This is a genomic window from Bradyrhizobium sp. ARR65 (assembly GCF_000472385.1).
Taxonomy (GTDB): Bacteria; Pseudomonadota; Alphaproteobacteria; order Rhizobiales; family Xanthobacteraceae; genus Bradyrhizobium.
Genome location: NZ_AWZU01000003.1, coordinates 37,546 through 63,093 on the forward strand (window position 1 = coordinate 37,546; position 25,548 = coordinate 63,093).

Annotated in this window: 25 protein-coding genes; 11 read left to right on the forward strand and 14 right to left on the reverse strand. The window is 63.1% G+C overall.

From position 1 onward, the window contains the following. Window positions 1-22 precede the first annotated feature (22 nt). Window positions 23-1,204 (forward strand): saccharopine dehydrogenase family protein, encoded by a 1,182-nt coding sequence (locus F758_RS0104760; protein ID WP_024506784.1) that lies wholly within the window; start codon window positions 23-25, stop codon window positions 1,202-1,204. Here the strand turns inward: F758_RS0104760 and F758_RS0104765 are convergent. Next, complete coding sequence (locus F758_RS0104765) at window positions 1,155-2,396, reverse strand: FAD-dependent monooxygenase (protein WP_024506785.1); 1,242 nt, start codon at window positions 2,394-2,396, stop codon at window positions 1,155-1,157. The genes F758_RS0104760 and F758_RS0104765 overlap by 50 nt on opposite strands. A 144-nt stretch (window positions 2,397-2,540) precedes the next feature. Between F758_RS0104765 and F758_RS0104770 the strand changes: the two genes are divergently transcribed. Beyond that, a complete protein-coding gene (locus tag F758_RS0104770; RefSeq protein WP_051386702.1) occupies window positions 2,541-3,014 on the forward strand; it encodes a MarR family winged helix-turn-helix transcriptional regulator in 474 nt (157 codons plus the stop codon). A 42-nt stretch (window positions 3,015-3,056) separates the two neighbouring features. On the opposite strand, the gene F758_RS0104775 is transcribed toward F758_RS0104770, so the two are convergent. The 4 genes from F758_RS0104775 to F758_RS0104790 all read right to left on the reverse strand — a co-directional run bounded on the left by F758_RS0104775 (window position 3,057) and on the right by F758_RS0104790 (window position 7,787). Then, on the reverse strand, window positions 3,057-3,335 hold the full coding sequence (locus tag F758_RS0104775) for a hypothetical protein (protein ID WP_024506787.1): 279 nt from the start codon (window positions 3,333-3,335) through the stop codon (window positions 3,057-3,059). A gap of 181 nt (window positions 3,336-3,516) precedes the next feature. After that, window positions 3,517-4,779: an O-antigen ligase family protein gene (locus F758_RS0104780; protein ID WP_024506788.1), complete on the reverse strand. Its 1,263-nt coding sequence runs from the start codon at window positions 4,777-4,779 to the stop codon at window positions 3,517-3,519. 184 nt (window positions 4,780-4,963) lie between these two features. Further along, on the reverse strand, window positions 4,964-6,490 hold the full coding sequence (locus F758_RS0104785; protein WP_035721010.1) for an undecaprenyl-phosphate glucose phosphotransferase: 1,527 nt from the start codon (window positions 6,488-6,490) through the stop codon (window positions 4,964-4,966). Window positions 6,491-6,638: 148 nt separating this feature from the next. After that, the gene (locus tag F758_RS0104790) at window positions 6,639-7,787 is read right to left on the reverse strand and encodes a glycosyltransferase family 4 protein (protein WP_024506790.1); all 1,149 of its coding nucleotides are present in this window, start codon (window positions 7,785-7,787) and stop codon (window positions 6,639-6,641) included. A gap of 239 nt (window positions 7,788-8,026) precedes the next feature. On the opposite strand from F758_RS0104790, the gene F758_RS0104795 reads away from it, so the two are divergent. After that, a complete protein-coding gene (locus tag F758_RS0104795) occupies window positions 8,027-10,267 on the forward strand; it encodes a GumC family protein (protein WP_024506791.1) in 2,241 nt (746 codons plus the stop codon). 16 nt (window positions 10,268-10,283) lie between these two features. Here F758_RS0104795 and F758_RS0104800 read toward each other — a convergent pair whose 3' ends face one another. Further along, window positions 10,284-11,474 (reverse strand): GNAT family N-acetyltransferase, encoded by a 1,191-nt coding sequence (locus F758_RS0104800; RefSeq protein WP_024506792.1) that lies wholly within the window; start codon window positions 11,472-11,474, stop codon window positions 10,284-10,286. A gap of 131 nt (window positions 11,475-11,605) precedes the next feature. On the opposite strand from F758_RS0104800, the gene F758_RS0104805 reads away from it, so the two are divergent. Beyond that, complete coding sequence (locus F758_RS0104805) at window positions 11,606-12,652, forward strand: polysaccharide deacetylase family protein (RefSeq protein WP_024506793.1); 1,047 nt, start codon at window positions 11,606-11,608, stop codon at window positions 12,650-12,652. On the opposite strand, the gene F758_RS0104810 is transcribed toward F758_RS0104805, so the two are convergent. Continuing rightward, window positions 12,649-12,861, reverse strand: a complete 213-nt coding sequence (locus tag F758_RS0104810; RefSeq protein WP_024506794.1) for a DUF2842 domain-containing protein — start codon at window positions 12,859-12,861, stop codon at window positions 12,649-12,651. The genes F758_RS0104805 and F758_RS0104810 overlap by 4 nt on opposite strands. 106 nt (window positions 12,862-12,967) lie before the next feature. On the opposite strand from F758_RS0104810, the gene F758_RS0104815 reads away from it, so the two are divergent. Continuing rightward, window positions 12,968-14,056 (forward strand): COX15/CtaA family protein, encoded by a 1,089-nt coding sequence (locus F758_RS0104815; RefSeq protein ID WP_024506795.1) that lies wholly within the window; start codon window positions 12,968-12,970, stop codon window positions 14,054-14,056. Here F758_RS0104815 and F758_RS0104820 read toward each other — a convergent pair. The 4 genes from F758_RS0104820 to F758_RS0104835 form a co-directional block, all read right to left on the reverse strand. Next, complete coding sequence (locus F758_RS0104820) at window positions 14,053-14,439, reverse strand: hypothetical protein (protein WP_051386685.1); 387 nt, start codon at window positions 14,437-14,439, stop codon at window positions 14,053-14,055. The two genes, F758_RS0104815 and F758_RS0104820, sit on opposite strands and share 4 nt — an antisense overlap. An 89-nt stretch (window positions 14,440-14,528) precedes the next feature. After that, a complete protein-coding gene (locus tag F758_RS0104825) occupies window positions 14,529-15,809 on the reverse strand; it encodes an O-acetylhomoserine aminocarboxypropyltransferase (RefSeq protein WP_024506797.1) in 1,281 nt (426 codons plus the stop codon). Between the two features lie 150 nt (window positions 15,810-15,959). Then, a complete protein-coding gene (locus F758_RS0104830) occupies window positions 15,960-16,544 on the reverse strand; it encodes a CoA-binding protein (protein WP_024506798.1) in 585 nt (194 codons plus the stop codon). A gap of 130 nt (window positions 16,545-16,674) precedes the next feature. After that, complete coding sequence (locus F758_RS0104835; RefSeq protein ID WP_024506799.1) at window positions 16,675-17,496, reverse strand: enoyl-CoA hydratase; 822 nt, start codon at window positions 17,494-17,496, stop codon at window positions 16,675-16,677. Between the two features lie 70 nt (window positions 17,497-17,566). On the opposite strand from F758_RS0104835, the gene F758_RS0104840 reads away from it, so the two are divergent. The 5 genes from F758_RS0104840 to F758_RS0104860 all read left to right on the forward strand — a co-directional run bounded on the left by F758_RS0104840 (window position 17,567) and on the right by F758_RS0104860 (window position 21,163). After that, window positions 17,567-17,998, forward strand: a complete 432-nt coding sequence (locus F758_RS0104840) for a PaaI family thioesterase (RefSeq protein ID WP_024506800.1) — start codon at window positions 17,567-17,569, stop codon at window positions 17,996-17,998. Between the two features lie 159 nt (window positions 17,999-18,157). Continuing rightward, window positions 18,158-18,622: a 50S ribosomal protein L13 gene (rplM, locus tag F758_RS0104845; protein WP_024506801.1), complete on the forward strand. Its 465-nt coding sequence runs from the start codon at window positions 18,158-18,160 to the stop codon at window positions 18,620-18,622. Window position 18,623: 1 nt separating this feature from the next. Next, window positions 18,624-19,100, forward strand: a complete 477-nt coding sequence (rpsI, locus tag F758_RS0104850; RefSeq protein ID WP_024506802.1) for a 30S ribosomal protein S9 — start codon at window positions 18,624-18,626, stop codon at window positions 19,098-19,100. Between the two features lie 324 nt (window positions 19,101-19,424). Beyond that, entirely contained in the window at window positions 19,425-20,639 is a 1,215-nt protein-coding gene (locus tag F758_RS0104855) for a GGDEF domain-containing protein (RefSeq protein WP_024506803.1), read from the forward strand. 221 nt (window positions 20,640-20,860) lie between these two features. After that, entirely contained in the window at window positions 20,861-21,163 is a 303-nt protein-coding gene (locus F758_RS0104860) for an antibiotic biosynthesis monooxygenase family protein (RefSeq protein WP_024506804.1), read from the forward strand. An 8-nt stretch (window positions 21,164-21,171) separates the two neighbouring features. Here F758_RS0104860 and F758_RS0104865 read toward each other — a convergent pair whose 3' ends face one another. Further along, window positions 21,172-22,293 carry an AI-2E family transporter gene (locus F758_RS0104865; RefSeq protein ID WP_024506805.1) on the reverse strand — a complete coding sequence of 374 codons (1,122 nt, stop codon included), beginning with the start codon at window positions 22,291-22,293 and terminating at the stop codon, window positions 21,172-21,174. A 201-nt stretch (window positions 22,294-22,494) separates the two neighbouring features. Here F758_RS0104865 and F758_RS0104870 point away from each other — a divergent pair, with 201 nt between their 5' ends. Further along, entirely contained in the window at window positions 22,495-23,277 is a 783-nt protein-coding gene (locus F758_RS0104870) for a gamma-glutamyl-gamma-aminobutyrate hydrolase family protein (RefSeq protein WP_024506806.1), read from the forward strand. A gap of 79 nt (window positions 23,278-23,356) precedes the next feature. Here the strand turns inward: F758_RS0104870 and glnA are convergent, their stop codons facing one another. After that, window positions 23,357-24,766, reverse strand: a complete 1,410-nt coding sequence (gene glnA, locus F758_RS0104875; RefSeq protein WP_024506807.1) for a type I glutamate--ammonia ligase — start codon at window positions 24,764-24,766, stop codon at window positions 23,357-23,359. A gap of 159 nt (window positions 24,767-24,925) precedes the next feature. Beyond that, window positions 24,926-25,264, reverse strand: coding sequence for a P-II family nitrogen regulator (locus F758_RS0104880; RefSeq protein WP_011441447.1), 339 nt, complete (start codon window positions 25,262-25,264; stop codon window positions 24,926-24,928). Window positions 25,265-25,548 lie beyond the last annotated feature (284 nt).

The window sequence follows — 25,548 nt, forward strand, 5'->3', positions numbered from 1 at the left end:
CGGGAAACTTAGGAACTCAGTAATGAAGTCTTCGTTGAAATTCGACATCATCGTTTACGGCGCAACCGGTTTCACCGGCCAGCTCGTGGCGGAATATCTCGCCACGCATTACCGCGATGACAAGCAACTGAATTGGGCGATGGCCGGGCGCAGCCTGGATAGGCTGGCCAAGGTGCGCGAGGCCATTGGCGCTGCGGCCGACACGCCCCTGATCGCAGCCGACTCCAGCGATCCGGCTTCGCTGCAGGCGATGATCGCGCAAGCCAGATTGGTGATCTCGACCGTCGGTCCCTACCAGCTCTATGGCTCCGATCTGGTCGCGGCCTGCGCGGCATCGGGCACCGACTACATCGATCTCTGCGGCGAGCCGGTGTGGATGCGGCAGATGATCGACAAGCATGAGACTGCGGCCAAAGCGAGCGGCGCGCGCATCGTATTCTCCTGCGGGTTCGACTCGGTGCCCTTCGAGCTCGGCGCATATTTTGTGCAGGAGGAAGCCAGGCGCGTGTTCGGCGCGCCCGCTCCACGCGTCAAGGGCCGCGTGCGCGAGATGCGCGGCACGCTGTCCGGCGGCACGGCGGCGAGCGCAAAGGCGACCTTTGATGCGGTGGCCAAAGATCTCAGCCTGGTTGCGATCCTGAAGAACCCGTTTGCATTGACCCCCGGCTTTGAGGGTCCAAAACAACCGCCGGGCAGCAAGCCGGCTTATGACGAAGACCTGCAATCCTGGTCGGCGCCGTTCATGATGGCGACGATCAACACGCGCAATGTCCATCGCTCCAATATGCTGATGGGCTTTCCCTACGGCAAGGACTTCGTCTACGACGAGATGGTGCTGACGGGGCCCGGCGAGGAGGGGGCGGCGAACGCCAAGAAAGTGATGGCCGCCAATGCCGAAAAGACCGGCCCGAATGCACCCAAGCCGGGTGAGGGACCATCAAAGGAAGAGCGCGAGAGCGGCCGCTTCGATCTGCTCTATGTCGCGATCGCGCCCGACGGACGCCAGGTCCGCGCCGCCGTCACGGGCGATCGCGACCCCGGCTACGGCTCGACCTCGAAGATGATCTCCGAATGCGCCATCTGCCTGTTGCGCGACGCGCCCGACGTTCCCGCCGGCTTCTGGACTCCGGGCGCCGCGATGCGTGAGGCGCTGATCAAGCGGCTCGTCGATAATGCAGGTCTGACCTTTCGCGTGGAGACGTAAGCGCGGCGGGATTGTAGGCGTACATCCAATCCATGCCCTTCGAAGCGAAGGGGATCAGCAGTTGCAGCATCCGGTCACGGATCCATGCGCCGGCGGCGCTGAACTCCCGCTTGTTGCTGCCGTTGCGCCGGGCTAGCGCCACGACACGCTCGACGCGCGGCCGGCGTTCGGCCTCGAACGTCTCGAACGTGGCCCGCAACTCGCCATGCTCCCGCATCAGCCGCGCCAGCCGCAGTGCGTCCTCCAGCGCAAGCGAGGCACCCTGGCCGGCATGCGGGCTGGTGGCATGAGCGGCATCGCCGAGCAGGAGAGTGCGGCCGCGCGACCAGATCGGCAAGGTCGCTACATCAAGCGTATCGGTGACGCCGATGTTGTCGGCCGCATCAATGATGCGGGCGATCGGATCGTGCCAGCCGGCATGGAAATCGTGCAGATGCCGCCGCAGGGCTGCCTGGCTCATCGCGCGATACGTCGCGGCGTCGAGACCCTGCGAAGGTTGCGTGCTCCACCACATCACGCCCTGGTCGGGATCGGGGCTGCAATAGCCATAGCCGAAAAACCCGCTTTGCCCGAACGTCGCTTCGATGCGCGGCCCGATCGCCGCATCCTCGAGCACCGCGCGCGGCGCGAAGCCGCCGAAGCCGATCAGGCCGGTGTTGAAGGGCTTTGGTCCGTCCGGCACGACGTGCTGGCGCACCGCCGAATGCACGCCGTCGGCGCCGATCAGGAAGTCGCCCTCGGCACTGGATCCGTCGGTGAAATGGGCGACGATCGGTCGGTCCGCGCGATCCTCGATACACGCAAGGCGCTTCTCGAAATGCACCGCAACGCAGGACGACCAGGCCATGTCGACCAGCTCCTCGTTCAAGGCGGCGCGGGACATGCTCACCGCCGGCTGACCGAAACGCTCCCGCATGTTGCGGTTGATCGAGCCGAGCCTCGTGCCATTGCGCGCGTGGAAATCGAAGGATTCGGCGACTGCGCCGCGGCGGATCATCTGCTCTGCAAGGCCGAGCTCGGCCAGCACATGCATGCCATTGGGCGCAATCTGTAGCCCGCCGCCGATGCCTGTTGCATAGGGCCAGGCTTCATAGATAGCCGCCTCGATGCCGGCCCTCTTGAGAAAGATCGCGGTGGCAGGGCCGGCGATGCCGGCACCAATGATCAAGGCCTTGCGGGGAGTTCGGGTCATCTCTTGCTCCATGGTGCGAGGCAGTTGTAAGATAGTCAGCGGCTAATTATCTTAACTGGTAAGATACTTGGCTTTTAAGAAATGAGGTGACCGTTGTCAAGACCGAAGGCGCGGGCTGCGCTGTTGCAGGAATTGGAGGAAGCGATGCGGCGGGCGTCCGCGCAGGGCGTGCTCTACGGGCAGACCGTCGCCGATGTCGCCGGCGTCTCCGGTTCGGACCTCGACTGCATGGATGTCCTCAATCTGGAAGGACGCGTCACGGCGGGCCGGCTGGCCGAGGTCACGGGACTGACCACCGGCGCTATCACGGGCGTTATCGACCGGCTGGAAAAAGCAGGGTTCGTGCGCCGCGAGCGTGACGAGACGGATCGGCGCAAGGTCTTCATTGCGATCGTGCCGGAGGCTGCGGCCAGGATCGGAGAGCTCTACGTGCCGCTGCAGCAGGCGATGCAGAAGCTCTGGAGCGGCTATTCGGACGCCGAGCTGCAACTGCTGCTCAACTTTGCCAAGCAAGGCTACAAGGCGTCCTTGGAAGCGACGGGTGTGCTCAAAGGGCTTGTCGATACGCAAACGCACAAGCTCGCCGCGCCGAAGAAGAAAGGGCGGGCCCGGCAATAACCTAACAAGCGGCAGCGCCGTGCGGTCGACACCTGATCTCAATCAATTGCAGAGCCTGCGCCACTCGTAGCGATGCGTGTCGGGATTGAGAACCTGACGCGGCGAGCACTCGGACGTGCCAAGCGGGGCGACCTGCGGCGGCTGGATCGGCGCGATCGAAGGCGGCGGAATTGCGCAAACCGTGGCGGGGCAGATCGGCGCGATGTCGATCGAACTGCTGCATAGGGCCTGCATTTCGCCCTCGACGCAGCGGCACTCGCAGGAAGCATGCGCTTGCGCCGTCAGCACGACCCCAAGCATCGCAGCCAAGATGAACCGCATCTCGATAGTCCCTCCATCTTTCACGACAGATGCTCTTTGCTTTGGCCTGTCAATGTCCGTCAACCAAGTCCGTCGTTGCGGGGAGCGAAAGCGACGGAGCAATCATACTGCATCTGCGGAGAAAGTCCGGATTGCTTCGCTTGCGCTGGCAATGACGTCGGAGGTTGGGAGGCGGGGTGCTTTAGCGCCGCGTTTCCGATGCGGCTATGGCAGCCCCATCAGCCGTCTTGTAACGCTGCGCTGCTGCGATCATCCCCCACATCGTGCCGAGCATCAGCCAGAAGTGGCGCCAGTGGTCGGTGTCGATCACAAAGCCTTCGCCCACGGTGCCGAGGAAGGCCGAGAAGATCGCAAGATAGGCGCCTCGCCAGGGCACGCGCACGAAGACGTGGCGGAATCCCAGGATGACCGTGAGAAAAACCAGCGCGGGATAGCAGATACCGGACAGCCAGCCGCCCGACATGAACGCGTTGAGATAGGAGTTGTGGGTGTCTTCGGGGAAGTAGCGGTGGAATTGCAGGGGACCGATGCCGAAGGGCAGGTCGAGCGCCATCTCGGCGCCGAGGATATGGCGGCCGAAACGCCCGAATCGGCCTTCGTCGTAGCTCTGCTCGAGGCTCGCGCGTTGGCGGAACATCTCCGAGATGGAATCGAACGAGAGGAGCACGGCGACCAGCAGCACGCCGAGGACGACCGCGATGGTTGCCATCACCACGATGCGCGAGCGCTCGGCGCGCGAGGTGCTGGTCAGCACCATCAGCGCCAGCATGAAGGCGGCGGTGAGGATGAGCCCGCCCCAGGCGGCGCGGGAAAAGGCCAGCAGAATGGCCAGCGCTATGATGCCGAAGGCGATCGCGTTACGGGATGCTTTCGCGAAACGTTGCGTGACGACGTTCTGGAGCGCAAACAACGCCGGAAGGATCAGGTAGGCGCCGAGCACGTTCGGATCCTTGAAGGTGCCGCGCGCGCGCTCATAGAGGGTCAACAGATCATGGCCGCCCGGCACGAGATTGAAATAGCCGGCGATCGCCGCAAGCGAGGCGATCATCCCCCCGACAACGAGGCCGCGGCGCAGCATGTCGAGCCGTGCCGGCGTATCCTCCGCAATCACAAGGGCGAAAAAGATCACGGTGACCGCCATGTACCAGGACGTCATGATCCAGTTCAACACGTCGGTTTCGCCAAACAGCGGAATCGCACCGATGCTGTAGCCGATATTCACCAGGACCAGCAGCGCCAGCAGCGGCATGAACGCTATTCGCAGCTTGAGGCCAGTGGCGAAGAACAGCACGGCGGCGCAGAGCGTCACGAACTCGTAGGGGCTGGGTTCGATGAAGACGATGGCGCTGGCGGCGCCAGCCAGCCACACCAGCGCGCGCTGCAGGGCAAGCACGCGCGGAGCTGCAACGGGCGGCGTGATCTCGGCAGTCGCTGCATAGGCCATGACGCGGTACTCAACGCAACTCGTACAAACCCCAACCACAGCCGTCATCGCCCGGCTCGCCGGGCGATCTAGCACACTGAGACGTTTCAGACCTGGCTCAACGCCTCGGGTCACTGGATGCCCGCCGGAGCCTGTCATCGGGCTCGCCGAAGGCGAGACCCGGTGGCGGGGCATGACTAATCGCTCAATACGCGTTCTCGCTCTTGGTCATCAGGGCGATCGGCGTTTTCAAGAGAATGCAGGCGTCGAACAGCACCGACCAGTTCTCGATGTAGTAGAGGTCAAACTCGACGCGCTTTTGGATCTTTTCTTCATTGTCGATTTCGCCGCGCCAGCCGTTGATCTGGGCCCAGCCGGTGATGCCCGGCTTGACGCGATGGCGTGCGAAATAGCCGTCGACCGCTTCGTCGAACAGGCGGCTCTGCAGTTTGCCCTGCACCGCATGCGGGCGCGGGCCGATCAGCGAGAGATTGCCCTTGAAGACGACGTTGAAGAGTTGCGGCAGCTCGTCAAGGCTCGTCTTTCGGATGAAGCGGCCGACGCGGGTGACGCGCGGATCGTCCTTGGTCACCACCTTGGAGGCGGTCGGGTCGGCCTGGTGATGGTAGAGCGAGCGAAACTTGAAGACGTCGATGCGCTCATTGTTGAAGCCGAAGCGCTTCTGCCGGAACAGCACCGGGCCCGGACTGTCGAGTTTGATCGCCAGCGCCACCAGCGCCATGACGGGCAGCGCGGCCAGGAGGATCGTGCCGCCGACGATGCGATCGAACAGCCACTTCATCACCAGATCCCAATCGGTAATGGGCGCCTCGAACACGTCGAGCGTGGGCACCTTGCCGAGATAGGAATAGGAGCGGGGGCGGAAGCGCAGCTTGTTGGTGTGCGCGGAAAGGCGGATGTCGACCGGCAGCACCCACAACTTCTTCAACATTTCCAGGATGCGCGTCTCTGCCGAAATCGGCAGCGCGAACAGTACCAGGTCGACGCGGGTGCGCCGGGCAAATTCGACGATGTCGTCGACCTTGCCCAGTTTCGGAACGCCGGCGCAGGTCTCCCGCGCGCGATCATCATTGCGATCGTCGAACACGCCGAGCACGCAAATATCCGAATCCTGTTGCGCCTTCAGCGCCTGTATCAGTTGTTCGCCGCTCTGGTCGGCGCCGATAATGACGGTGCGGCGGTCGAGCCGGCCCTGCCGTGCCCAGCGCCGAACCAGGGCGCGCATGATCAGCCGTTCGGCGACCAGCGCCGCAAGGCCCAGGGAGAAGAACGCGGACAGCCAGAGCCGCGACACGGCGCCGCCCATCTTGGCAAGGAAGGAGACACCCATGAACAGCAGGAACACGAACGCCCAGGACGAGATCATTCGCGTCATCTGGCGGAGCTGGCCGCGAAACACCTGCACCTGATAGATGTCCGCGGCCTGGAAGCAGATCACGGTTGCGATCGTCATCGCGAAGATCGCGGCGACATATTCCCAGCGAAAACCGTCGAGCGGGACCACGTAGCCGAAGTAGATTGCAAGTCCGACTGCGCTCAAGAGCAGAAAATCGGCGAGGCGCACGACGCCTGCGATCACGATCGGCGAGTAGGCGCGGCCGACCTTCTGATCGGCCACCGCGAGCGCGGCGGGTGAAAGCCGGCGTCGCCTTTCAGCCCGGGGGCGGCCGTCCGTTGTCGCCGTCGCGGTGAAAGCCGCGGCATCCAACATCGAGCGTGCATTTATCGGTTCCACTGTCGTCCACGTCCCGTTGCCGTGCGCCAAATAGGTGTTGGCGCGCCAATGCGGAATGCCCCAGGACGGGGCTTAGCGGACAATTCGGAAGAAACTGTTAGCCTGGTAAACGAGGGTTACTGAATCATTTCCGGGCGTTCGAGAACGTGGCGAATGCATCGCGGTAACCGGCCAATACGCCCTCGACCATCGCGTCCTGCGAGAAGTGCACGAAGATGCGCTCGCGCAGGGCCTCGGCGCGCACCAGCATTGCTGCGGGATCCTCGAGCGCGCTTTTGATTGCGTCGGCCATAGCCGCGATGTCGCTCGGGGCGAACAGGGACTCGCCGTGCGAGCCGAAGATTTCCGGAATGCCGCCGACCCTGGCGGCAACCATCGGGATCCCCGCGGCGCCCGCCTCGATCACGACATAAGGCATGGAGTCTCCGCGTGAAGGGACGACCAGAAGCCGTCCTTTGGCAAAGCCGTCGCGCGCCTTGACGTGACCAATGAAGCGCACCGAATGGGTCAGGCGCAGTTTTTCCACCTGCGCCTTCAACGTCGCCGTTTCTTCACCATCGCCGGCCAGCGTCAGCGTCAATCGCTTGCCCTCGGCATGCAGACGCGCCACCGCGTCGATCAGGAGATCGGCGCCCTTGATGTGCCGGAATTCGCCGACATAGGCGAGGTCGGTTGCATCATCCGCCTTGCGGACAGGATCGAACTCGTCCGCGGTCACGCCGTTGAACACGCAGCGCACAACGCTTTTCGGCGTGCCGATGATACGCTGATAGGTGTCGCGCGCGAACGCGCTTTCGAACAGGAACAGATCGGTGTTGCCCATCAGCGCGCGCTCGAGCCGGCTGTAGAAGGCGCCCTTGAACGTCTCAGGCGGGTAGTGCAGCGAGCCCCCGTGCGGGGTGTAGACGCGGATGGCCGATTTCGAGCGGGGTCTCAAGCGAATGAAGGCGCCGGCCTTGGCGCCATGCCCATGCAGCACGTCCGGGCGCAAGCGACGGATCAGGCGCATGAACTGCGCCCACACCAAACCATCCGTCGCCGACGGTTCGCGGCGAATGGCGAGTCGATGAACACCGAGCTTGAGGCGTGGCGCGATAGCGGCAAGGGCCTTCTCCGCGCGTTCACCGCCTGTGAGGCTGTCGGCGAGGATGCCGACCTGATAGCCGCGATCGGCCTGTCCATTGGCGAGGTCGAGGATATGGCGGAAGATTCCGCCGACGGGCGCGCGGACGGCGTGCAGGATGCGAAGCGGCCGGTCGGGGGGCGGGGACATGATCAGAACCAGCCTATGCTGGCGCGCGCGGCGATTACACGGCTCTCGACGGCACGCACGCCTTGCACGGCACAACCTTCGGGAAAATCTCGATTCCGATTAAGGGCTTTGGTGGTTAACAAAGCATAAGCGCGACTGTTTTCGGCGCCTCTTTCGTGGCGCGGGATTAACTCCGCCTCAACCTTAATGGAGTGTAATCGGAGAGGGTAAAGTGGGGTCGTGTCCTTCGGGGGTGTGTGATGCGTTTGGCGTTCTGGCGTGGGGACGGGAACAAGGCTGAGGCCCGAGAGGCTGTCGAAACGCCTGCGCCAGCTCCCGAACTGAAGCCCGTCATGTCGGTCACGGCCGGAGATATCGATCTGCGTGCGCTCGGCGAGGCGCTCGCGCGCAAGCGGACTTGGATCATCGTGCCGACGGTGCTTGCGACCGTGTTGTCTGTCGCCGTCGTCAACGTCATCACGCCCCGTTACAAATCCGAGGCGCGAATTCTGATCGATGGGCGCGAAAACGTGTTCTTGCGCCCAAATGGCGAGCGCAACGAGGAGCGCGCCGCGCTCGATCCCGAGGCGGTGACGAGCCAGGTGCAGCTCGTGCTCTCGCGGGACCTGGCGCGTGAGGTCATCAAGAAGAACAGGCTTGCCGAACTGCCGGAGTTCGATCCCGTGTTGCGCGGCGTCTCGCCGCTGAGATCGCTGGCGGCATTGTTCGGGATCGGGCGGGATCCCTATTCGATGACGCCGGAAGAGCGCGTGCTCGATTCCTATTTCGAGCGTCTCACGGCCTATGCCGTCGACAAATCGCGCGTCATCGTCGTGGAGTTTCAGTCGCAGGATCCGGAGCTGGCGGCGCGCGTCGCCAATTCGATCGCCGACGGCTATCTGGTCCTGCAGCAGAATGCCAAGCAGCAGCAGGCCAAGGCGGCGAGCCAATGGCTGGCGGGCGAGATCGACAATCTGCGTCAGAAGGTCGCCGACGCCGAGGCGCGCGTCGAGGACTTCCGTTCCAAGTCGAGCCTGTTCGTCGGCACCAACAACACCACCTTGTCCAACCAGCAGTTGGGCGAGGTCAATACTCAATTGAACAATGCGCGAGCGCTCAAATCGGACGCCGAGACGAAGGCGCGGCTGATCCGCGAAATGCTCCAGAGCGGCAAGCCGATCGAGGCTTCGGAAGTGCTCAATTCCGAGCTGATGCGTCGCCTGACCGAACAGCGGGTGACCTTACGCGCACAGCTCGCCGAGCAGTCCTCGACCTTGCTCGACAACCACCCCCGCATCAAGGAACTGAAGGCGCAGCTTGCCGATCTCGACCATCAGATTCGCGACGAGGCCGCCAAGATCTCCCGATCGCTTGAAAATGACGCGCGGATCGCCGGCGGGCGCGTCGAGAGCCTGAGCGCAAGCCTCGATCAACTGAAGAAGCAGGCCTCGTCCTCCAACGGCCAGGACGTCCAGCTCCGCGCGCTGGAGCGGGAAGCCAAGGCCCAGCGCGATCTCCTCGAATCATATCTTGCCAAATATCGCGAGGCCACGACGCGCGAGACCATGGATGGCACGCCGTCGGATGGCCGCATCATCTCCCGCGCCATCGTCTCCAATACGCCCGCCTATCCGAAGAAGCTGCCGATCGTCCTGATCGCGACGTTGGCGACGCTGATGCTGAGTGCCGGCGTGATCGTGACCGGCGAACTCCTGCGTATCACAGCGCCGCGCGCGGTTGCGGCCTTCACCGGCACGTCGCAACTCTCGGAGGCACCTGCGGTTGAGCCTGCAGTCCACGTCGCCGCAGAGCCTGTGTTCGAGCCTGCTCCGCCCCTTGCGCCCGCTGCGGTGGAAACGCACACTGATGCGCAAGCGCCCGCGGAAGCGGCGCCCGCTCTCGGCGAGATCGAGGAGTTGGCGCAAGCGCTGGCCGGAGCGGGCGAGGCGAGCCGCAAGGTCACCGTGCTCGGCACCGCGAGCGGTGACGGCATAACGCTCACGGCATTGACCTTGGCGCGCCTACTTGCCCAGAGCGCGCGGGTGGTCGTGGTAGACCTCGCGGCGTCCTCGCCGATGTTTCACGCCAGCTCGGTCGATCCGGTCGCACCTGGCATCGCCGAACTGATGCAGGGCGAGGCCTCGTTCTCGCAAATCATCACTCGTGACCGGCTCTCGCGCGTTCATCTGGTGAGCGCCGGGCGTCCCGGGTTCGACCGCAGCCTGTTGCAGTCGCCGCGGCTGATGCTCGCGATCGATGCCCTGTCTCGTGTCTATGATCACGTGCTGCTCGATGCGGGCATGGCCTCCGATCTGCCGGCGGAACTGCTCACCACCAATGCACGAGCGGTGGTGGTGCCGGATGCCGCGATGCAGGTGGACGCCCGCAATCTCCTATGCGAACAGCTCAAGGCGGTCGGTTTTGGCAACGTGACGATGCTGAGCAAGCCGGTGGAATCGTCGGGTGCGCCGGACCGCGCGCCGCGCGTGGTCGCGGCCTGAGGTCGCGCGTGGTATCTTAACGGAGTGCCTTGCGAACGCCTTGCGCCAGGCGAAGCAGCGGCGGGTTGTGCTTCACCACACGCTTGCCACGCGCGAGGGCGGACATCGTTGCGGCTGCAAGTCTGCCGCGGCCATTGAGCGGAATGAAGCTGTCGAAGATCGGCTCCGCGCTCTTGCAGAACAGATGTTTGTAGTCGTTCGAGCCGATGCCGAGATCGAGGGCGCGATAGCCGCGCGCTGCATAATGATCGACGATGTTGCGCATCAGGATCAGGCCCGGGCTGTAGCGGGAGTGATCCGAGAGCGTGTAGGTGTTGAACATCATCGAGAAGCGATAGCCGTCGGCAACGCCGGCATAGAGCGCGATGATCTCCTCATCGCACTGCAGCGCATGGATATCGATCACGCGGCCCTCGCCGGGCCGTCGCATCAGGCAGGCCTTGCGAACGAAATCCGCAACGCCCGGATCGGCGAATACGTTCGGCAGCCCTTGCTGCGCCATGCGCAGCGGCTTGATACGGAAGAACCAGTCGAGCAGGCGATCGATTTCCGCATCTTCCGTCGCGACATGATGACGGTAGCCGGGGAGTTTCTCCAGCTTGCGTTCCTTTGCCCGCAGCCGCTTGCGGAAGGAGTTGCTGATCAGCGATGAAGCCGCTGCGCCCGGCTGCATGTTCAACACCGGGCAATCATTGACCGAGGGCTGATGCGGCAACAGCGCAAGCGGGTTCTGCACATCACGCCAGCGCAGCGGCTGCCGGGTCAACGCCAGCACGTCGACGGTCGACCGTTCCCGGAGCTCGTGGATGACCGCATCGACATCGGCGCGTTGGGCCGTCGCAACAAAGGCGCGATCCCACAGGGCCATGTTGAAGGTTGTATGCTTGCCGCCCATGAAGGAGGCGACGCGGACGCCATGGCTTTGCTTGAGGATGAGCGGCAGCAGCAGGAGTGGGCGGTGCTCGGCATCATAGCCGATCACGATCAGCGGCCTCGCATTGTCGCGCGAGCCGACCTCGCGCTGCCAGCAGGTGAGAAAATCAAGCCGCTGATAGGCCGTGAAGAGCTGCTCGGGCGTCTCGAGGCTCCGCCAGCCGGTTTCGACGGATTCGAGATCGCTCACTAGGTCGATATGCGCGATGCGGCCTGGTTTCGACCGCGCCGGCGCTTCTGCCGTCCGGCTTTCGATCGCGGCAGCCATTGTCATCGCCAGATCCGAATTGACGGGAAATATTTGCGCTTTTCCAGCTCAAGGCGACCTTTGCAAAGAAGTGTCAACAAAGAGTAATGACAGTGTGATGGGGCGCGGGATAACCGCTTGTCAAAAGGCGGGGACAATTGGCATCCGACAACAGATGGCTGACGAGCCTCAAGCTTGAGCTCGCCTATTTCAGCGGCCGCGTGTGGTGGAGCGGGAAGGCGCGCGGCGGAGCCGGGGCAATTCTTCGTTTCCAGCGCGTGCGCCCACGCCGGCATGCATCGTTTCAGCCGCTCAGGGCCGAGGAAATCACGCCCCGATTTCTCGACCGCACCATTCGGGTGTTGCAACGCTGGAACTACGACATCGTCGGCCTCGACGAGGCGTGCCGGCGTGCCGTCATCATGCCGCAGCCGCGGCGCTTCGTCTGCCTCAGCTTCGACGGCGCCTACAAGGATCTCATCACCTTCGCCTATCCGGTGCTGTCGCGGCATCGGGTTCCTTTCATCGTCTATGTGCCGACAGCCTGCGTGGACGGGGTTGGCGAACCGTGGTGGCTGGCGCTCGAGGAGATCATCGGCAAGGAGCACCGCCTGAGTCTCGTGGTCGAGGGCGGCGAACGGCACTTCACGATCAGGACGAGCAGCGAAAAATACGAACTTTACGAGTTCCTCTCGGGATGGATGCGCTCGCTGCCGCCACCTGAGCTGTCGACGGCCATCAACGATCTTTGCAGACGCTATTCCGTTGACCTCGCGCGGCTCACGCGCGACGCCTTCATGGACTGGGCCGATCTGGCGAGGCTCGCGGCCGACCCCAACGTGACCATCGGCAGTGCGACCGTAAACTATCCCGTGCTGTCGAACCTGAGAGACGCGGATGCCTTGCGCGAGATGACGATGGGCAGGGCTGTGGCGGAGACCGCGCTCCGCCGCGAGATCAGGCATTTCGCCTATCCGTTTGGGGATCGCGCGTCGTGGCGGCGCGCCCATGTGATGATGACGGAACAAGCCGGGTTTGCCAGCGCCGTCTCCTCGATTCCCGGAATCGTGGAAGCGGAAGGGCGCACCAATTTGCACGCGCTGCCGCGGGTCGGTTGGGATGGGCGAGGGCACTCGTTGCGCGCTATGCGCGTCCTGCTGTCCGGCGTCGCCTTCGCGCCGGTTCAGCCGACCCGCAGTATTTAGGACTTGAAATCGGGCCGCGACATCCAGCTTACGATCGGCATCGCCGGCAGCACCCAGCCCATGCCCGCCACGACATAGAAGATCGCCTGCAGCAGCCCGGAATTGGCCAGGACCGGCAGTTGTGCCACCGCCATGCCGGTCAGCGACCACACCAGCGCCAGCAGCAGGAGGGCAATGGTTCCAAGCAATTTGCGGGTGCGGATGGTCATGACAGAAATGTTTGCCCCGGGCGTTACGGCCGCGGCTTGCGCGCGGCAGGGCCGCGACTATAAGGGGCACGCCAATCCATTCAAGCCGGTGTTCCGCCCATCCGTGATGACGATTGCCGCCAAACCAGCCTCGGCCCGTCGCGCCGTCCGCATATGGCTCTTTTCGGTCGCGGCGCTGATCGCATTGATGATCGTGGTCGGCGGCGCCACACGGCTGACCGAGTCGGGGCTCTCGATCGTGGAATGGAAGCCGGTCACCGGCGTGCTGCCGCCGCTCAGCGCCGCGCAATGGCAAGAGGCCTTCGAGGGATACAAGCAGATCCCGCAATATCACGCGCTCAATGCCGGAATGAGCCTGTCGGACTTCAAGACCATCTTCTGGTGGGAATGGAGCCACCGGCTGCTCGGTCGCGTGATCGGCGTGGTCTACCTGCTGCCCTTTCTCTATTTCCTCTGGCGCGGGGCGCTGAGCGCCGAATTGAAGCGGCGGCTGTGGCTGATCTTCGGCCTGGGCGCGCTGCAGGGCGCGGTGGGGTGGTGGATGGTGGCCTCGGGCCTGTCGGAGCGGATCGAGGTTTCGCACTACCGGCTGGCAACGCATCTGGTGCTCGCGCTTCTGATCTACGCGGCGATCGTCTGGACGATGCGGCGGCTCACCGAACGGGAGTCGAGCGGAGCGGCCGTGCGGCTGAAAATGACGGGCTTCGTCCTGCTCGGCGTCACCTTCGTGCAACTCTATCTCGGCGCGCTGGTGGCCGGTCTGCGCGCGGGCCGCGTCTACAATACCTGGCCTGATATCGATGGCGCGTTCATACCCTCGGCTACCCGGCTGTGGTTCGATACGCCTTGGTGGCGCAATTTGTTCGACAATACGCTGACCGTGCAGTTCGAGCATCGCATGACGGCCTATGCGCTATTTGCGCTGGCGATCGCGCACGCTCTTGATGTGATCCGCTCGCGCGCCGACGCCGCCGCTATCAGCGGCGCTTTATGGCTGGTTGCGGCAATCACGTTGCAGGCGACGCTCGGAATCCTGACCTTGCTCAACCAGGTTCCAATTGGACTGGCGCTCGCGCACCAGGCGGTCGCGATCCTGGTGCTGACGCTGGCGGTCATGCAAGCCGAGCGGCTCGCCAGCCGTCAGTTGGAAAGCGCGCCGCACCAAGTTGCCGCGCCGCTCGGGCAGGCTGGTTAGCAATAGCCGTAGACGCCGCATGCGTAGGGCAGGCGCCAGAAATAGCTGGGGTAGGGACCGCCGCCGTAATATGGCCCCTGGTAGTCATAGTCGAAGGGCCGGCCGTAATAGCCCGGCAGGGTCGTCGAGCCCGGAAGCAATGGCGTCGACGGCCAGGACGTGATCAGCACATCCGGATTGGGTTCGACGACGACCACCGGCGGTGGCGGCGGCGCGGCCTTGTAGACGAGCGTCGTCTGGTACCTGTAGTGCGCACGAGGGAGTCCCGGCGGCAGGATCACGCGGGCATGCCGTTTGACCTGCGGCGTGACGATCTGATCCGCGGCGAAGGCCGGGCTGATCGCCGCTATCGCCAAAGACATCAATGTCGCCAAGCGCAGCATCGGCCGCTCCGAATCCGGGAATGTTTCCAAGCCAATCTATGCCGGAACATCCGTTAACGGGAGGCCTACGGCGCCAACGAGGTTAACGCTCAAGCTTTCAATGCCTGGTCCAGATCTGCGATCAGGTCTTCCTTGTCCTCGATGCCGATCGACAGGCGTACCACATCGGGGCCGGCGCCGGCCTTGATCTTGGCAGCATCATCGAGCTGACTGTGGGTTGTCGAGGCCGGATGGATCACCAGCGAGCGCGTGTCGCCGACATTGGCGAGGTGCGAGAACAGTTGCAGGTTCGAGACCAGACTGACGCCGGCCTCGTAGCCGCCCTTGAGATTGAAGGTGAATACCGCGCCGGCGCCCTTCGGCGCGTATTTGCGGGCGAGATTGTTGTACTTGTCGCCCGGCAGCCCGGCATAGCTGACCGAGGCCACCGCCGGGTGGCCGGCCAGGAATTCCGCCACCGCCTTGGCGTTGTCGCAGTGCTTTTGCATGCGTAGCGGCAGCGTCTCGATGCCTGTGAGAATGAGAAACGCGTTGAACGGCGAGAGCGCAGGCCCGAGGTCGCGCAGCCCCAACACGCGGCAGGCGATGGCAAAGGCGAAATTGCCGAAGGTCTCCTGGATCCTGATGCCGTGATATTCCGGGCGCGGCTCGCTCAGCATCGGATATTTGTTGTCTTTCGACCAATCGAAGGTGCCGGCATCGACAATGATGCCGCCGAGCGAATTGCCGTGGCCGCCGAGAAACTTCGTCAGCGAATGCACGACGATGTCGGCGCCGTGATCGATCGGGCGGATCAGATAGGGGCTTGCGAGCGTATTGTCGACGATCAGCGGCACGCCGGCCGAGCGCGCGATGGCCGCGATCGCCTCGATATCCGTGATGCTGCCGCCGGGATTGGCGATCGACTCGATGAAGATGGCCTTGGTGCGCGGGCTCACCGCGCGCTCGAAGGTCGTGATATCGTCGGGATCGGCCCACACCACGTTCCAGCCAAAGCTCTTGAAGGCGTGGGTGAACTGATTGATCGAGCCGCCATAGAGTTTTCGTGCGGCGATGAATTCGTCGCCCGGCGTCAGGAGCTGCTGCAGCACGATCACCTGCGCGGCATGGCCGGAGGCGACCGCAAGCGCCGCGGTGCCGCCCTCGAGCGCGGCGACGCGCTCCTCGAGCACCGCGTTGGTGGGATTTCCGATCCGGGTGTAGATGTTGCCGAATGCCTGCAGGCCGAACAACGACGCCGCATGGTCGGCATCGTTGAACACGAACGACGTGGTCTGATAGATCGGCGTCGCCCGCGCGCCGGTGGTGGGATCGGGCTGCGCACCGGCATGCACGGCGAGGGTCGAAAATCCGGGGATTCGATCGGTCATTCGCGAAATCCTGCTCCTCTTCGCTTGAAATTGCGACGCATGCTTATCGCGCGTGCGTTCGCCGTCAAGGCGCGGTGATCCGCCGCAGTGGATTCGCAATGATCATGCTGGCCGGCGCGATGTCGCCGCAACAATCGTTTCGCAACCGCGTCAGGACTGTTCGTCCCTGTTCTTCGCGGCCCGATCGGAGGCCGCGGTGGCACCGCCGCCGACGCTCATGCGATTGAGAGACAGTCGCATGCCTTGCGTCGGTACAGGGGCGCGCTTGGCGCTGATCGTGCGCGAATTGACGCCCATCCAGGAAATCTCCGACGATAGCCTGCCATATTCAATCTTGGGGCAGCGGTTCATCACGACCTTCAGGCCGGCGGCTTCGGCCTTGGCTGCCGCTTCGTCGTCGCGGGCTCCAAGCTGCATCCAGATCACTTTCGGCAGCGGATCGAGCTTTAAGGCCTCGTCTACCACCGGCATGATGTGCTTGGAGCTCCTGAAGATGTCGATCATATCGATTGGCCGGCCGATTGCGCTGAGCGAAGCGACGAAAGGCCTGCCGAGCAGGCTTTTTCCGACGTGGCCGGGATTGATCGGGATCATGTCGTAGCCGCGCTGCACCAGATATTTGAATGCAAAATAGCTCGGCCGCACGTCGATCGGCGAAGCGCCCACCATCGCGATCGTCTTGACGCTGTTGAGAATGCTTCGGATGTAGTCGTCGGAGTAGGTGTCGTGGTTCATTTGAGTTGTTCGTATTTTGGGCCAAGCGTCTCATGCCGTCATTCCGGGGCGATGCGAAAGCATCGAACCCGGAATCTTGAGATTCCGGGTTCGATCCTGACGGACCGCCCCGGAATGACGGAGACCACGGTTAGCGGTCCTGCCATTTCGGCTCGCGCTTCTCGATGAAGGCGCCAATGCCTTCTTCGGCGTCGCGCGCCATCATGTTCTCGGTCATCACCTCAGCCGCGTAGCGGTAGGCGTCGGCAAGGCTCATTTCCGCTTGGCGGTAAAACGCCGTCTTGCCGAGCTTGATCGTATGGGCGGATTTGAGCGCGACCTTTTGCGCCAGCGCTATTGCGGCTTCGCGCTCGCTGCCGGCACGAACCACTCGGTTGATCAGACCAATCTCTTTGGCCGTCGCGGCCGAAATGGGTTCGCCGGTGAGCAGCATTTCCATGGCCTGCTTGCGCGGCACGTTGCGCGAGAGCGCCACCATCGGCGTTGAGCAGAACAGGCCGATATCGACGCCGGGCGTTGCGAAGCTCGCCGCTTCCGATGCGACCGCGAGATCGCAACTCGCGACCAATTGGCAGCCGGCCGCGGTCGCAATGCCTTGCACCGCGGCAACCACGGGCTTCGGCAGATGCACGATCGCCTGCATCATCGCGCTGCAGGCGTTCATCACTTGCGCAAAATAGGCGCGGCCGCGATCGGCGTCGTTGCGGCGGGCGGTCAACTCCTTCAGATCGTGTCCGGCCGAAAAAGCCGGGCCGTTTGCCGCGATCACCACCGCGCGGATGCTCCGGTCTTCGCCGATCTGGTTCAGTGCGGCGTGAAGTTCCGCGATCATCGCTTCCGACAGGCTGTTGCGCGCAGCGGGGCGATTGAGCGTGAGCAGGGCGATGGGACCGATCGTTTCGCGCAGCAGTATGTCGGTATCTTGTATCGGGGCGCGGGCTGGCTCGGGCATCGGAAAATCCATTTGGGTGATATCTGCAATCTAATGTAACAGACAGCCCAAATCGAGGGCAGGAAAGCACATGGCGATTGCCAAAATGAGCGTGCCGGAACTGGAGAGATTCCTGCACGAGGAATTTCCGCAGGCGTTTAGCACCGGGGGTGACATCACCATCGAACACGCCGACGGCAAGACCTGTCTCTTGCGCCAGCGCTACAGCGAGAAGATGTTGCGCCCAGGCGGGACGATCTCGGGGCCGACATTGATGGCGCTGGCCGACTGCGCGATGTACGTCGTGGTGTTGTCGGCGGTCGGCCCCGTAGGGCTTGCCGTCACAACCAACCTCAACATCAACTTCCTGCGCAAGGGCGCGCAGGGCGAGGATGTGCTGGCCGCCGCGCGGCTGCTTAAGCTCGGCAAGCGGCTTGCGGTCGGGGAGGTCAGCCTGACATCGGGAGCCGCGCCCGACCCGATCGCCCATGTCACCGCGACCTATTCCATTCCAAACAAATAGAGATTTTGATGGTAATATTGCACCTTAATTGTAAGTCATTGTCTTTGCTCATCTAAATTTTGACCAGGGGCGTTGACGCGCGCCGGTTCAGTCTCTAGAAATCCGCCTAGTTCGGCCGCGCGTTTCGTGCGGCCGTTTCCCTTTCACGGATTGCATCAGATGAAAACCTATTCGGCAAAGCCTGCCGAGGTGACGAAGAAGTGGGTGCTGATCGATGCCAAGGGCGTCGTGGTCGGCCGGCTCGCTTCGCTGGTCGCCATGCGGCTGCGCGGCAAACATCTCCCGACCTACACGCCCCATGTCGATTGCGGCGACAACGTCATCATCATCAACGCCGCGCATGCGGTGCTGACGGGCCGCAAGCGGGAGCAGAAGGTCTACCACAAGCACACGGGCTATGTCGGCCACGTCAAGGAACGTACCGCCCGCCAGATCCTCGAGGGCCGCTTCCCCGAGCGCGTGGTGGAGAAGGCGATTGAGCGCATGATCCCGCGCGGGCCACTTGGCCGCGTGCAAATGGGCAATCTGCGTGTCTATCCGGGCGCGGAGCACCCGCACGAGGCGCAGCAGCCAGAGAAGATCGATGTCGCCAAGATGAACCGCAAGAACATGAGGGCCGCATAAGATGGCCGAGAGCATTCAGTCCCTCGATCAACTGTCGCAGTTGAAGCCGGCCGCTCCCGAAGCGCCGAAATATGAGAAGAAGGTCGACAAGCTCGGCCGCGCCTACGCCACCGGCAAGCGCAAGGACGCGGTCGCACGCGTCTGGATCAAGCCCGGCGCCGGCAAGATCATGGTCAATTCCCGCGAGGTCGAGTCCTATTTCGCCCGTCCGGTGCTGCGCATGATGATCCAGCAGCCGCTGGTTGCTGCCGCGCGCAACGGCCAGTACGACGTGATCTGCACGGTCGCCGGCGGCGGGCTTTCGGGCCAGGCCGGCGCGGTGCGTCACGGCATCTCCAAGGCGCTGACCAATTTCGAGCCGGACCTGCGCAGCGTCTTGAAGAAGGGCGGCTTCCTGACCCGCGACTCGCGCGTGGTCGAGCGCAAGAAGTACGGCCGCGCCAAGGCGCGCAAGTCGTTCCAGTTCTCGAAGCGCTAATCGCTTCGCTCACATTTGCCGCGAATGCGGCATTCCCAAAGGCCAACAGAGTGCGATCAGAACCTGATCGCACTCTGTTTTTTTTGCGGCGCCTGTTTTTGCGGCGCATGATCTGGTCGCCAAACCGCTCACACTCTGGCGCATCATGCGCGAGGCGGCCTTTTTGCTGCTTTATTGAGCCGAAGTTGTCGCGGTTTTTCCGGAAAACTTGCGTGTGAACGCAAACCGATTTCGAACGCGCCGCTTCTAGCTTGTCCTCCGCAATGGCGAGCAACGCTTTTTCCGGAACCAACCGGAAGCGCTGCCTAACATTCGGAGTGAGCGATGTCGCTCGACAGCATCACGCTATATCTGATGGCCACGCTGGTGGCCGCGCTGCTTGGCGCCATGCTGCTGTTCTTCGGCCGGCAGGAGCGGAATCCCGCGTTGAAGTGGTGGGGGATCGCCTATCTGCTCGGCGCAGCATCCGTGGCGTTATGGACAATAGCCGGCAACGCCCTCGGCGATATGCTCTCGCTCGCGGTGAATGCGGTCGGATTCGTCGCCTGCGGCATGGTCTGGAACGCCGCGCGTGTATTCCACGGTCGCAAGCCCAATGTGCCGGGGCTGCTGCTCGGCGCAGTTGGCTGGATCGCGGCGGTGACGAGCCTCGATCCGCATGCGGCCGCTTTGCGGATGACCATCGGCGCGGCCATTGTCGCGATCTACGCGGCCTTGACTGCCACCGAATTGTGGTCGGAGCGGCGCAAGGCCTTGCAGCGGCGTTGGCCGGCGGTCGCGGTGCCGGTGCTGCACGGTTTCGTGCTGATGCTGCCGATCGTGCTCGGGGATATGCTGCGGTCCTCCGACGAGCAGTTTTCCTCGAGCATCTGGGTCACGGTCTTTTCCATCGAACTCGTGCTCTACGCGGTCGGCACGGTGTTCGTCATCTTCATGCTGGTCTCGGAACGCATGGTCACTGCACATAAGAACGCGGCCTCGATGGACCCGCTGACGGGCATGCTCAACCGCCGCGGTTTTGCCGAAGCCTGCGCGCGCGTGATCGAGCGCGAAGCCGAAGCCGGCCGTCCGGTGACCGCGTTGATCTTCGACATCGATCATTTCAAAGGCATCAACGACCGCTTCGGTCACCCAGCGGGCGACGAGATTCTCAAACTGTTCGCGACGATCGTGGTGAATAATCTGCGCATCAGCGACTTGTCGGGCCGGATCGGCGGCGAGGAATTCGCGGCGCTGTTGCCGTGCTCGCTGGAAGAGGCGGTGCTTGTGGCCGAGCGGGTGCGCGAGGCGTTCGAAACCTCCGGTATCGTGGTCGAGGAAGGCCCGGTCGATACCACGGTCAGCATCGGTGTCGCCGGCGGGCCAGCGGGCACCGAGCTCGAAGTGCTGCTCGCAGCGGCCGACACCGCGCTCTACCAGGCTAAGCGCAGCGGCCGCAACCGGGTGGAAACCGCGGAGGAGTTGCCGCTGTCGCTGGAGAATTGGCGGCGCAAGACGGCGGGCCTTCCGCCGCCGAAGTCGCGGCCGGTCGTGGCCTAGCGGCGCCGGTCCATCGAGCGCTCCCGCATGCGTGGAGCAGGGCGCCTTTCGGGTGCCCTTTTTCTTTTCGGCCTCGTAAGCTAGTTTGATACGCGCACGCAGCGCGATGACGTTTCTTCGAAACGTCATCGCGCTCTCGTGTTTCTATTTGAGCATGATCTTTTCAGAAAACCGGTACCCACTTTTCTGGATCATGCTCCAGAACCGGAGGCCAAACGCCCATGATCACTGAAATTGCGCAAATCGACGTCAAGCCCGGCAGCGAGAAGGATTTCGAGGCCGCCGTTGCCAAGGCGCGGGCCGCCTTCGGCCGCTCCAAAGGCTTTCACGGGTTCGAGCTGCACAAATCGATCGAGAAACCCCACCGCTATCGCTTGATGGTCAAATGGGAAACGCTGGAAAGCCATACGGTCGATTTCCGCGGTTCGGAGAATTTTACCGAATGGCGCGGCCTGGTCGGGCAGTATTTTGCCGCCCCGCCCGAGGTCGAGCATACTGAAACGGTGTTGACGTCGGCGGTTTGAAACCTGCGTCAGCCCGCCGGCTCGACCGCGGCCTCGTCCGATTTGAAATAGTTGATCATGACCTTGGCGACGGCGATCAAGGGCAGCGCCAAGGCCAGCCCCCAGATCCCGAACACCACGCCAAGCAGGATTTGGAATGCGAACAGCGTGGCAGGCGGGATGTCGAGCGCCTGCCGCTGGATCAGTGGCGTCAGTATGTAGCTTTCCATCGCGTGCACGCCGAGGAACAGGATGGCGGCGCTCAAGGCCGCGATCCATCCCGAGGCGAGACTGGCCAGCACCACGATCAGCCCGCCGATCAACGCGCCGACCGTCGGGATGAAGGCCAGCAGGCCAGCCTGGATGCCCAGGATGAAGGCCCCCTGGATTCCGATGATGGCAAGCCCGATCCAGGTGACCAGGAAGACTGCGAACATCGTGATGATCTGCGCGATGAGCCAACGCTCCAGCGTATCGCCGATGCGGTCGACGATCACGGTGGCGCGGGCACGCTGTTTCGCGGGCGCCATGAACAATAGCCCGCTGCGATAGATGCCGGGCTGCGCCGCAAAGGCAAGTCCGAGAAACAAGACGATGAAGAAGTTGCCGACGGCGCTGACGGTGCCGAGCAGCAGTTTGAACGTCTGGCTCACGATGGCTCCGCCGCTGGAGGCGAGCGCGCCGGCGCTCGGCAGCCGGGGACCCGAAGTTGCCGGCGCGGTTGCGCCTGCGGCTTCGCCCGTGCCGGTACCGCCGCCAAGTTCGAAATAGCTGGTGTCGATGCCATGCCGGTCGAGGAAGCTTTTGAGGTTCACGAGCTGGGACTTGATGGTGTCGCTCAGCGCCGTCGCCTGTTGAGCGATGGTGGCGCCGCCCAGGAAAACCACACCGGCGAACAGAACCGCCAGCACGACGCAGACGATGGCGAGCCGCAGCGCATGCGGCAGGCGGATGAATTCGCCGAGCTTGTTGGTCAGCGCATTCAGCGCCACGGCCAGCAGGATCCCCGTGAAGATCAGGAATAGCGTGGCTGCAAAATACCAGGTGAATGCCACCACTGCGGCAAACAGCACCGTGCCGATACCGCCGATCGTAATGGACCAGGCTAGATCCCTGCGCGCCTGCAGGCGCTCGTCATTGGATATCGACACGTTGCTCCCCGCATCCTCGCTACTGCAAAAGGCACTCTTTCGCCAAACCTGGCCGGGATCAAGCCGGAGCGGCCGCGCCGGTTGGACGCGGCAGCGCTTTTATCCAAAATTCGCATCACCGCTCCGCAAGCAGACATGTTGATCCGGCGCGGGCCGGCGGGCATGATCACTCATTCGCGAGCCGGGAGAACGGAACGAGGTATGAGGAGGAAGCCGGTTGTCGGCGTAATCGGGAACGCCCACCGCATCGAGAACAGGTTTGCAGTGCAGGCTGTGGGCGAACGCAACCTTCGCGCCGTAGCCGAGGTAGCGGGCGCCTTGCCGCTGATGTTCGCCGGCTGCCCGGAGATTACTGACATCGGAGCCTTGCTGGACCTCGTCGACGGCATCGTGCTGACTGGCGCCCGCGCCAATGTTCATCCAACCCGCTTCAATACCGAACCGCACGCCAGGCATGAACCCTACGACATCCTGCGCGACGAGGTGGCGCTGGCGGTGGCGGAAGCCTGCGTCATCAGGGGGATTCCCCTGTTCGGCATCTGCCGTGGCCTGCAGGAGATGAACGTCGCCTTCGGTGGCTCCTTGCATCCGGAAATCAGGGAATTGCCCGGCCGGATGAACCATCGCATGCCACGTCTCGAGAACGGCGAAATCCATCCCGATCCCAAGGTGATCTTCGCGGATCGTCATGAGGTAACGCTCGTGCCGGGCGGCGCCTTCGAAAAGATCCTGGGTTGCGAGAAAATCCGCGTCAATTCGCTGCATGGGCAGGGCATCCTGGAGCCGGGCAAGCGCGTCGTGGTCGAGGGTATCGCCGAGGACGGCACAATCGAGGCGATCCGGATTGCCGATGCGCCCGCCTTTGCGCTCGGCGTGCAGTGGCACGCCGAATATGATCCGCAGCGTAACCCGATCAACCGCAAGCTGTTCCAGGCGTTCGGGCAAGCGCTCGCCGCGCGCGCGAAGGTCGTAGCCCATACGTAAACGCAACCTGGCTCCCCAAAAAGCAAAAGGCGCTCCGCGAGGGAGCGCCTTTCATGTTTCGAATGAACCGAAACGCCGATCAGCCCGAATAGTACATGTCGAACTCGACCGGATGCGGCGTCATTTCGAAGCGTTCGACCTCGGTCATCTTCAGCTCGATATAGGCGTCGATGAAGTCGTCGTCGAACACGCCGCCGGCCTTCAGGAAGGCGCGGTCCTTGTCGAGATTTTCCAGTGCCTCGCGCAAGCTGCCGCACACAGTCGGGATCTGCTTCAGCTCTTCCTTCGGCAGGTCGTAAAGGTCCTTGTCCATCGCCGGGCCCGGATCGAGCTTGTTCTTGACGCCGTCGAGACCCGCCATCAGCATCGCGGCAAAGCCGAGATAGGGATTGGCGAGCGGATCGGGGAAGCGCACCTCGACGCGCTTGGCCTTCGGCGAGGCGGTGTAGGGAATGCGGCAGGAGGCCGAGCGGTTGCGCGCCGAGTAGGCGAGCAGCACCGGCGCTTCGTAACCCGGGACCAGGCGCTTGTAGGAGTTGGTCGAGGGGTTGGTGAAGGCGTTGATCGCCTTGGCGTGCTTGATGATGCCGGCGATGTAGGACAAGCAGATCTCCGAAAGGTCGGAGTACTTGTTGCCGGCGAAGACAGGCTTGCCCTCCTTCCAGATCGACTGGTGGCAATGCATGCCCGACCCGTTGTCGCCATAGACCGGCTTCGGCATGAATGTGGCGGTCTTGCCGTAGATGTGGGCGACCTGCTGGATGCAGTACTTGTAGATCTGCATCTGGTCGGCCATCAGCGTCAGCGTGTCGAACTTCATGCCGAGCTCGTGCTGGGCGGAAGCGACCTCGTGGTGATGCTTCTCGACCTTGACGCCCATCTTGGCCATTGCGCCGAGCATCTCCGAGCGCATGTCCTGCACCGAGTCCTGCGGCGGCACGGGGAAATAGCCCATCTTGGTGCGGATGCGGTGGCCGAGATTGCCACCCTCATAATCGGTGTCGGAGTTGATCGGCAGCTCGGAGGAGTCCAGCTTGAAGCCGGTGTTGTAGGGGGTCGCGCTGTAGCGGACGTCGTCGAAGACGAAGAACTCGGCCTCGGGTCCGAAATAGACGGTGTCACCGATGCCCAGCGACTTGACCATCGCCTCGGCCTTCTTGGCGATGCCGCGGGGGTCGCGGTTGTAGGGTTCGCCGGTGGTCGGTTCCAGCACATCGCAGACCAGGATCATGGTGGTCTCCGCGAAGAACGGGTCGATCGTCGCGGTGACCGGGTCGGGCATCAGGCACATGTCGGATTCATTGATCGCCTTCCAGCCGGCGATCGACGAGCCGTCGAACATCAAACCCTCGGCGAACGAATCCTCTTCGATCATGCCGGCATCGAAGGTGACATGCTGCCACTTGCCACGCGGATCGGTGAAACGCAGGTCGACGTATTTGACGTCGTTGTCTTTGATTGATTTGAGGACGTCCTTGGCGGTCTTCATGAATCCCCTCTAGGCTACAGGTCGTCGTTATCCGTTCCGCGGATCAACGACCGCGGGTGACTGCTCAATAGCGTCGGGTGGGGCTCAAGACAACAGAGGTTGCCGGAAATACCGGCCCCTGCCGTCAGTTTGATGCTTCTGAATCCTTCAAACGTGGAACTAAATTGCGTCCAGGCCGGATTCACCGGTGCGGATGCGGATCGCTTCCTCGATATTGGATACAAAGATCTTGCCGTCGCCGATCCGGCCGGTCTGCGCCGCGCGCCGGATGGCGTCGATGGCCTTCTCCACCAGATCGTCGCCGATCACGATCTCGATTTTGACCTTGGGCAGGAAGTCGACGATGTACTCGGCGCCGCGGTAGAGTTCCGCATGCCCCTTCTGTCGGCCGAACCCCTTGGCCTCGGTCACCGTGATGCCCTGCAGTCCCACTTCCTGGAGCGCTTCCTTCACCTCGTCGAGCTTGAACGGCTTGATGATGGCTTCGATCTTCTTCACTTGAGCGCCTCCTCGGGCCTTTCCCAATCCAACATTGCAACCTTGTCTTCAAGCTGCGCATATGCGCAGAGCTGTTCGATGCCTGAAATTCGGACCCCGCCTGACCCTCCGGCAGTGTCCAGCGTGAGGTGTTCACGGCCAGTAGGCACGGCGAACCGAAGCGGCTTCCTCAAAAGCAGGGTCTATGCCAAGTTGTTAAACGGCCTGATTTCGGAACATTATCAGACTTTTAACCGGCATTTCGCTTGCTATTGAGCCCAAGCGCCACAATAGCGAAGCCTGCG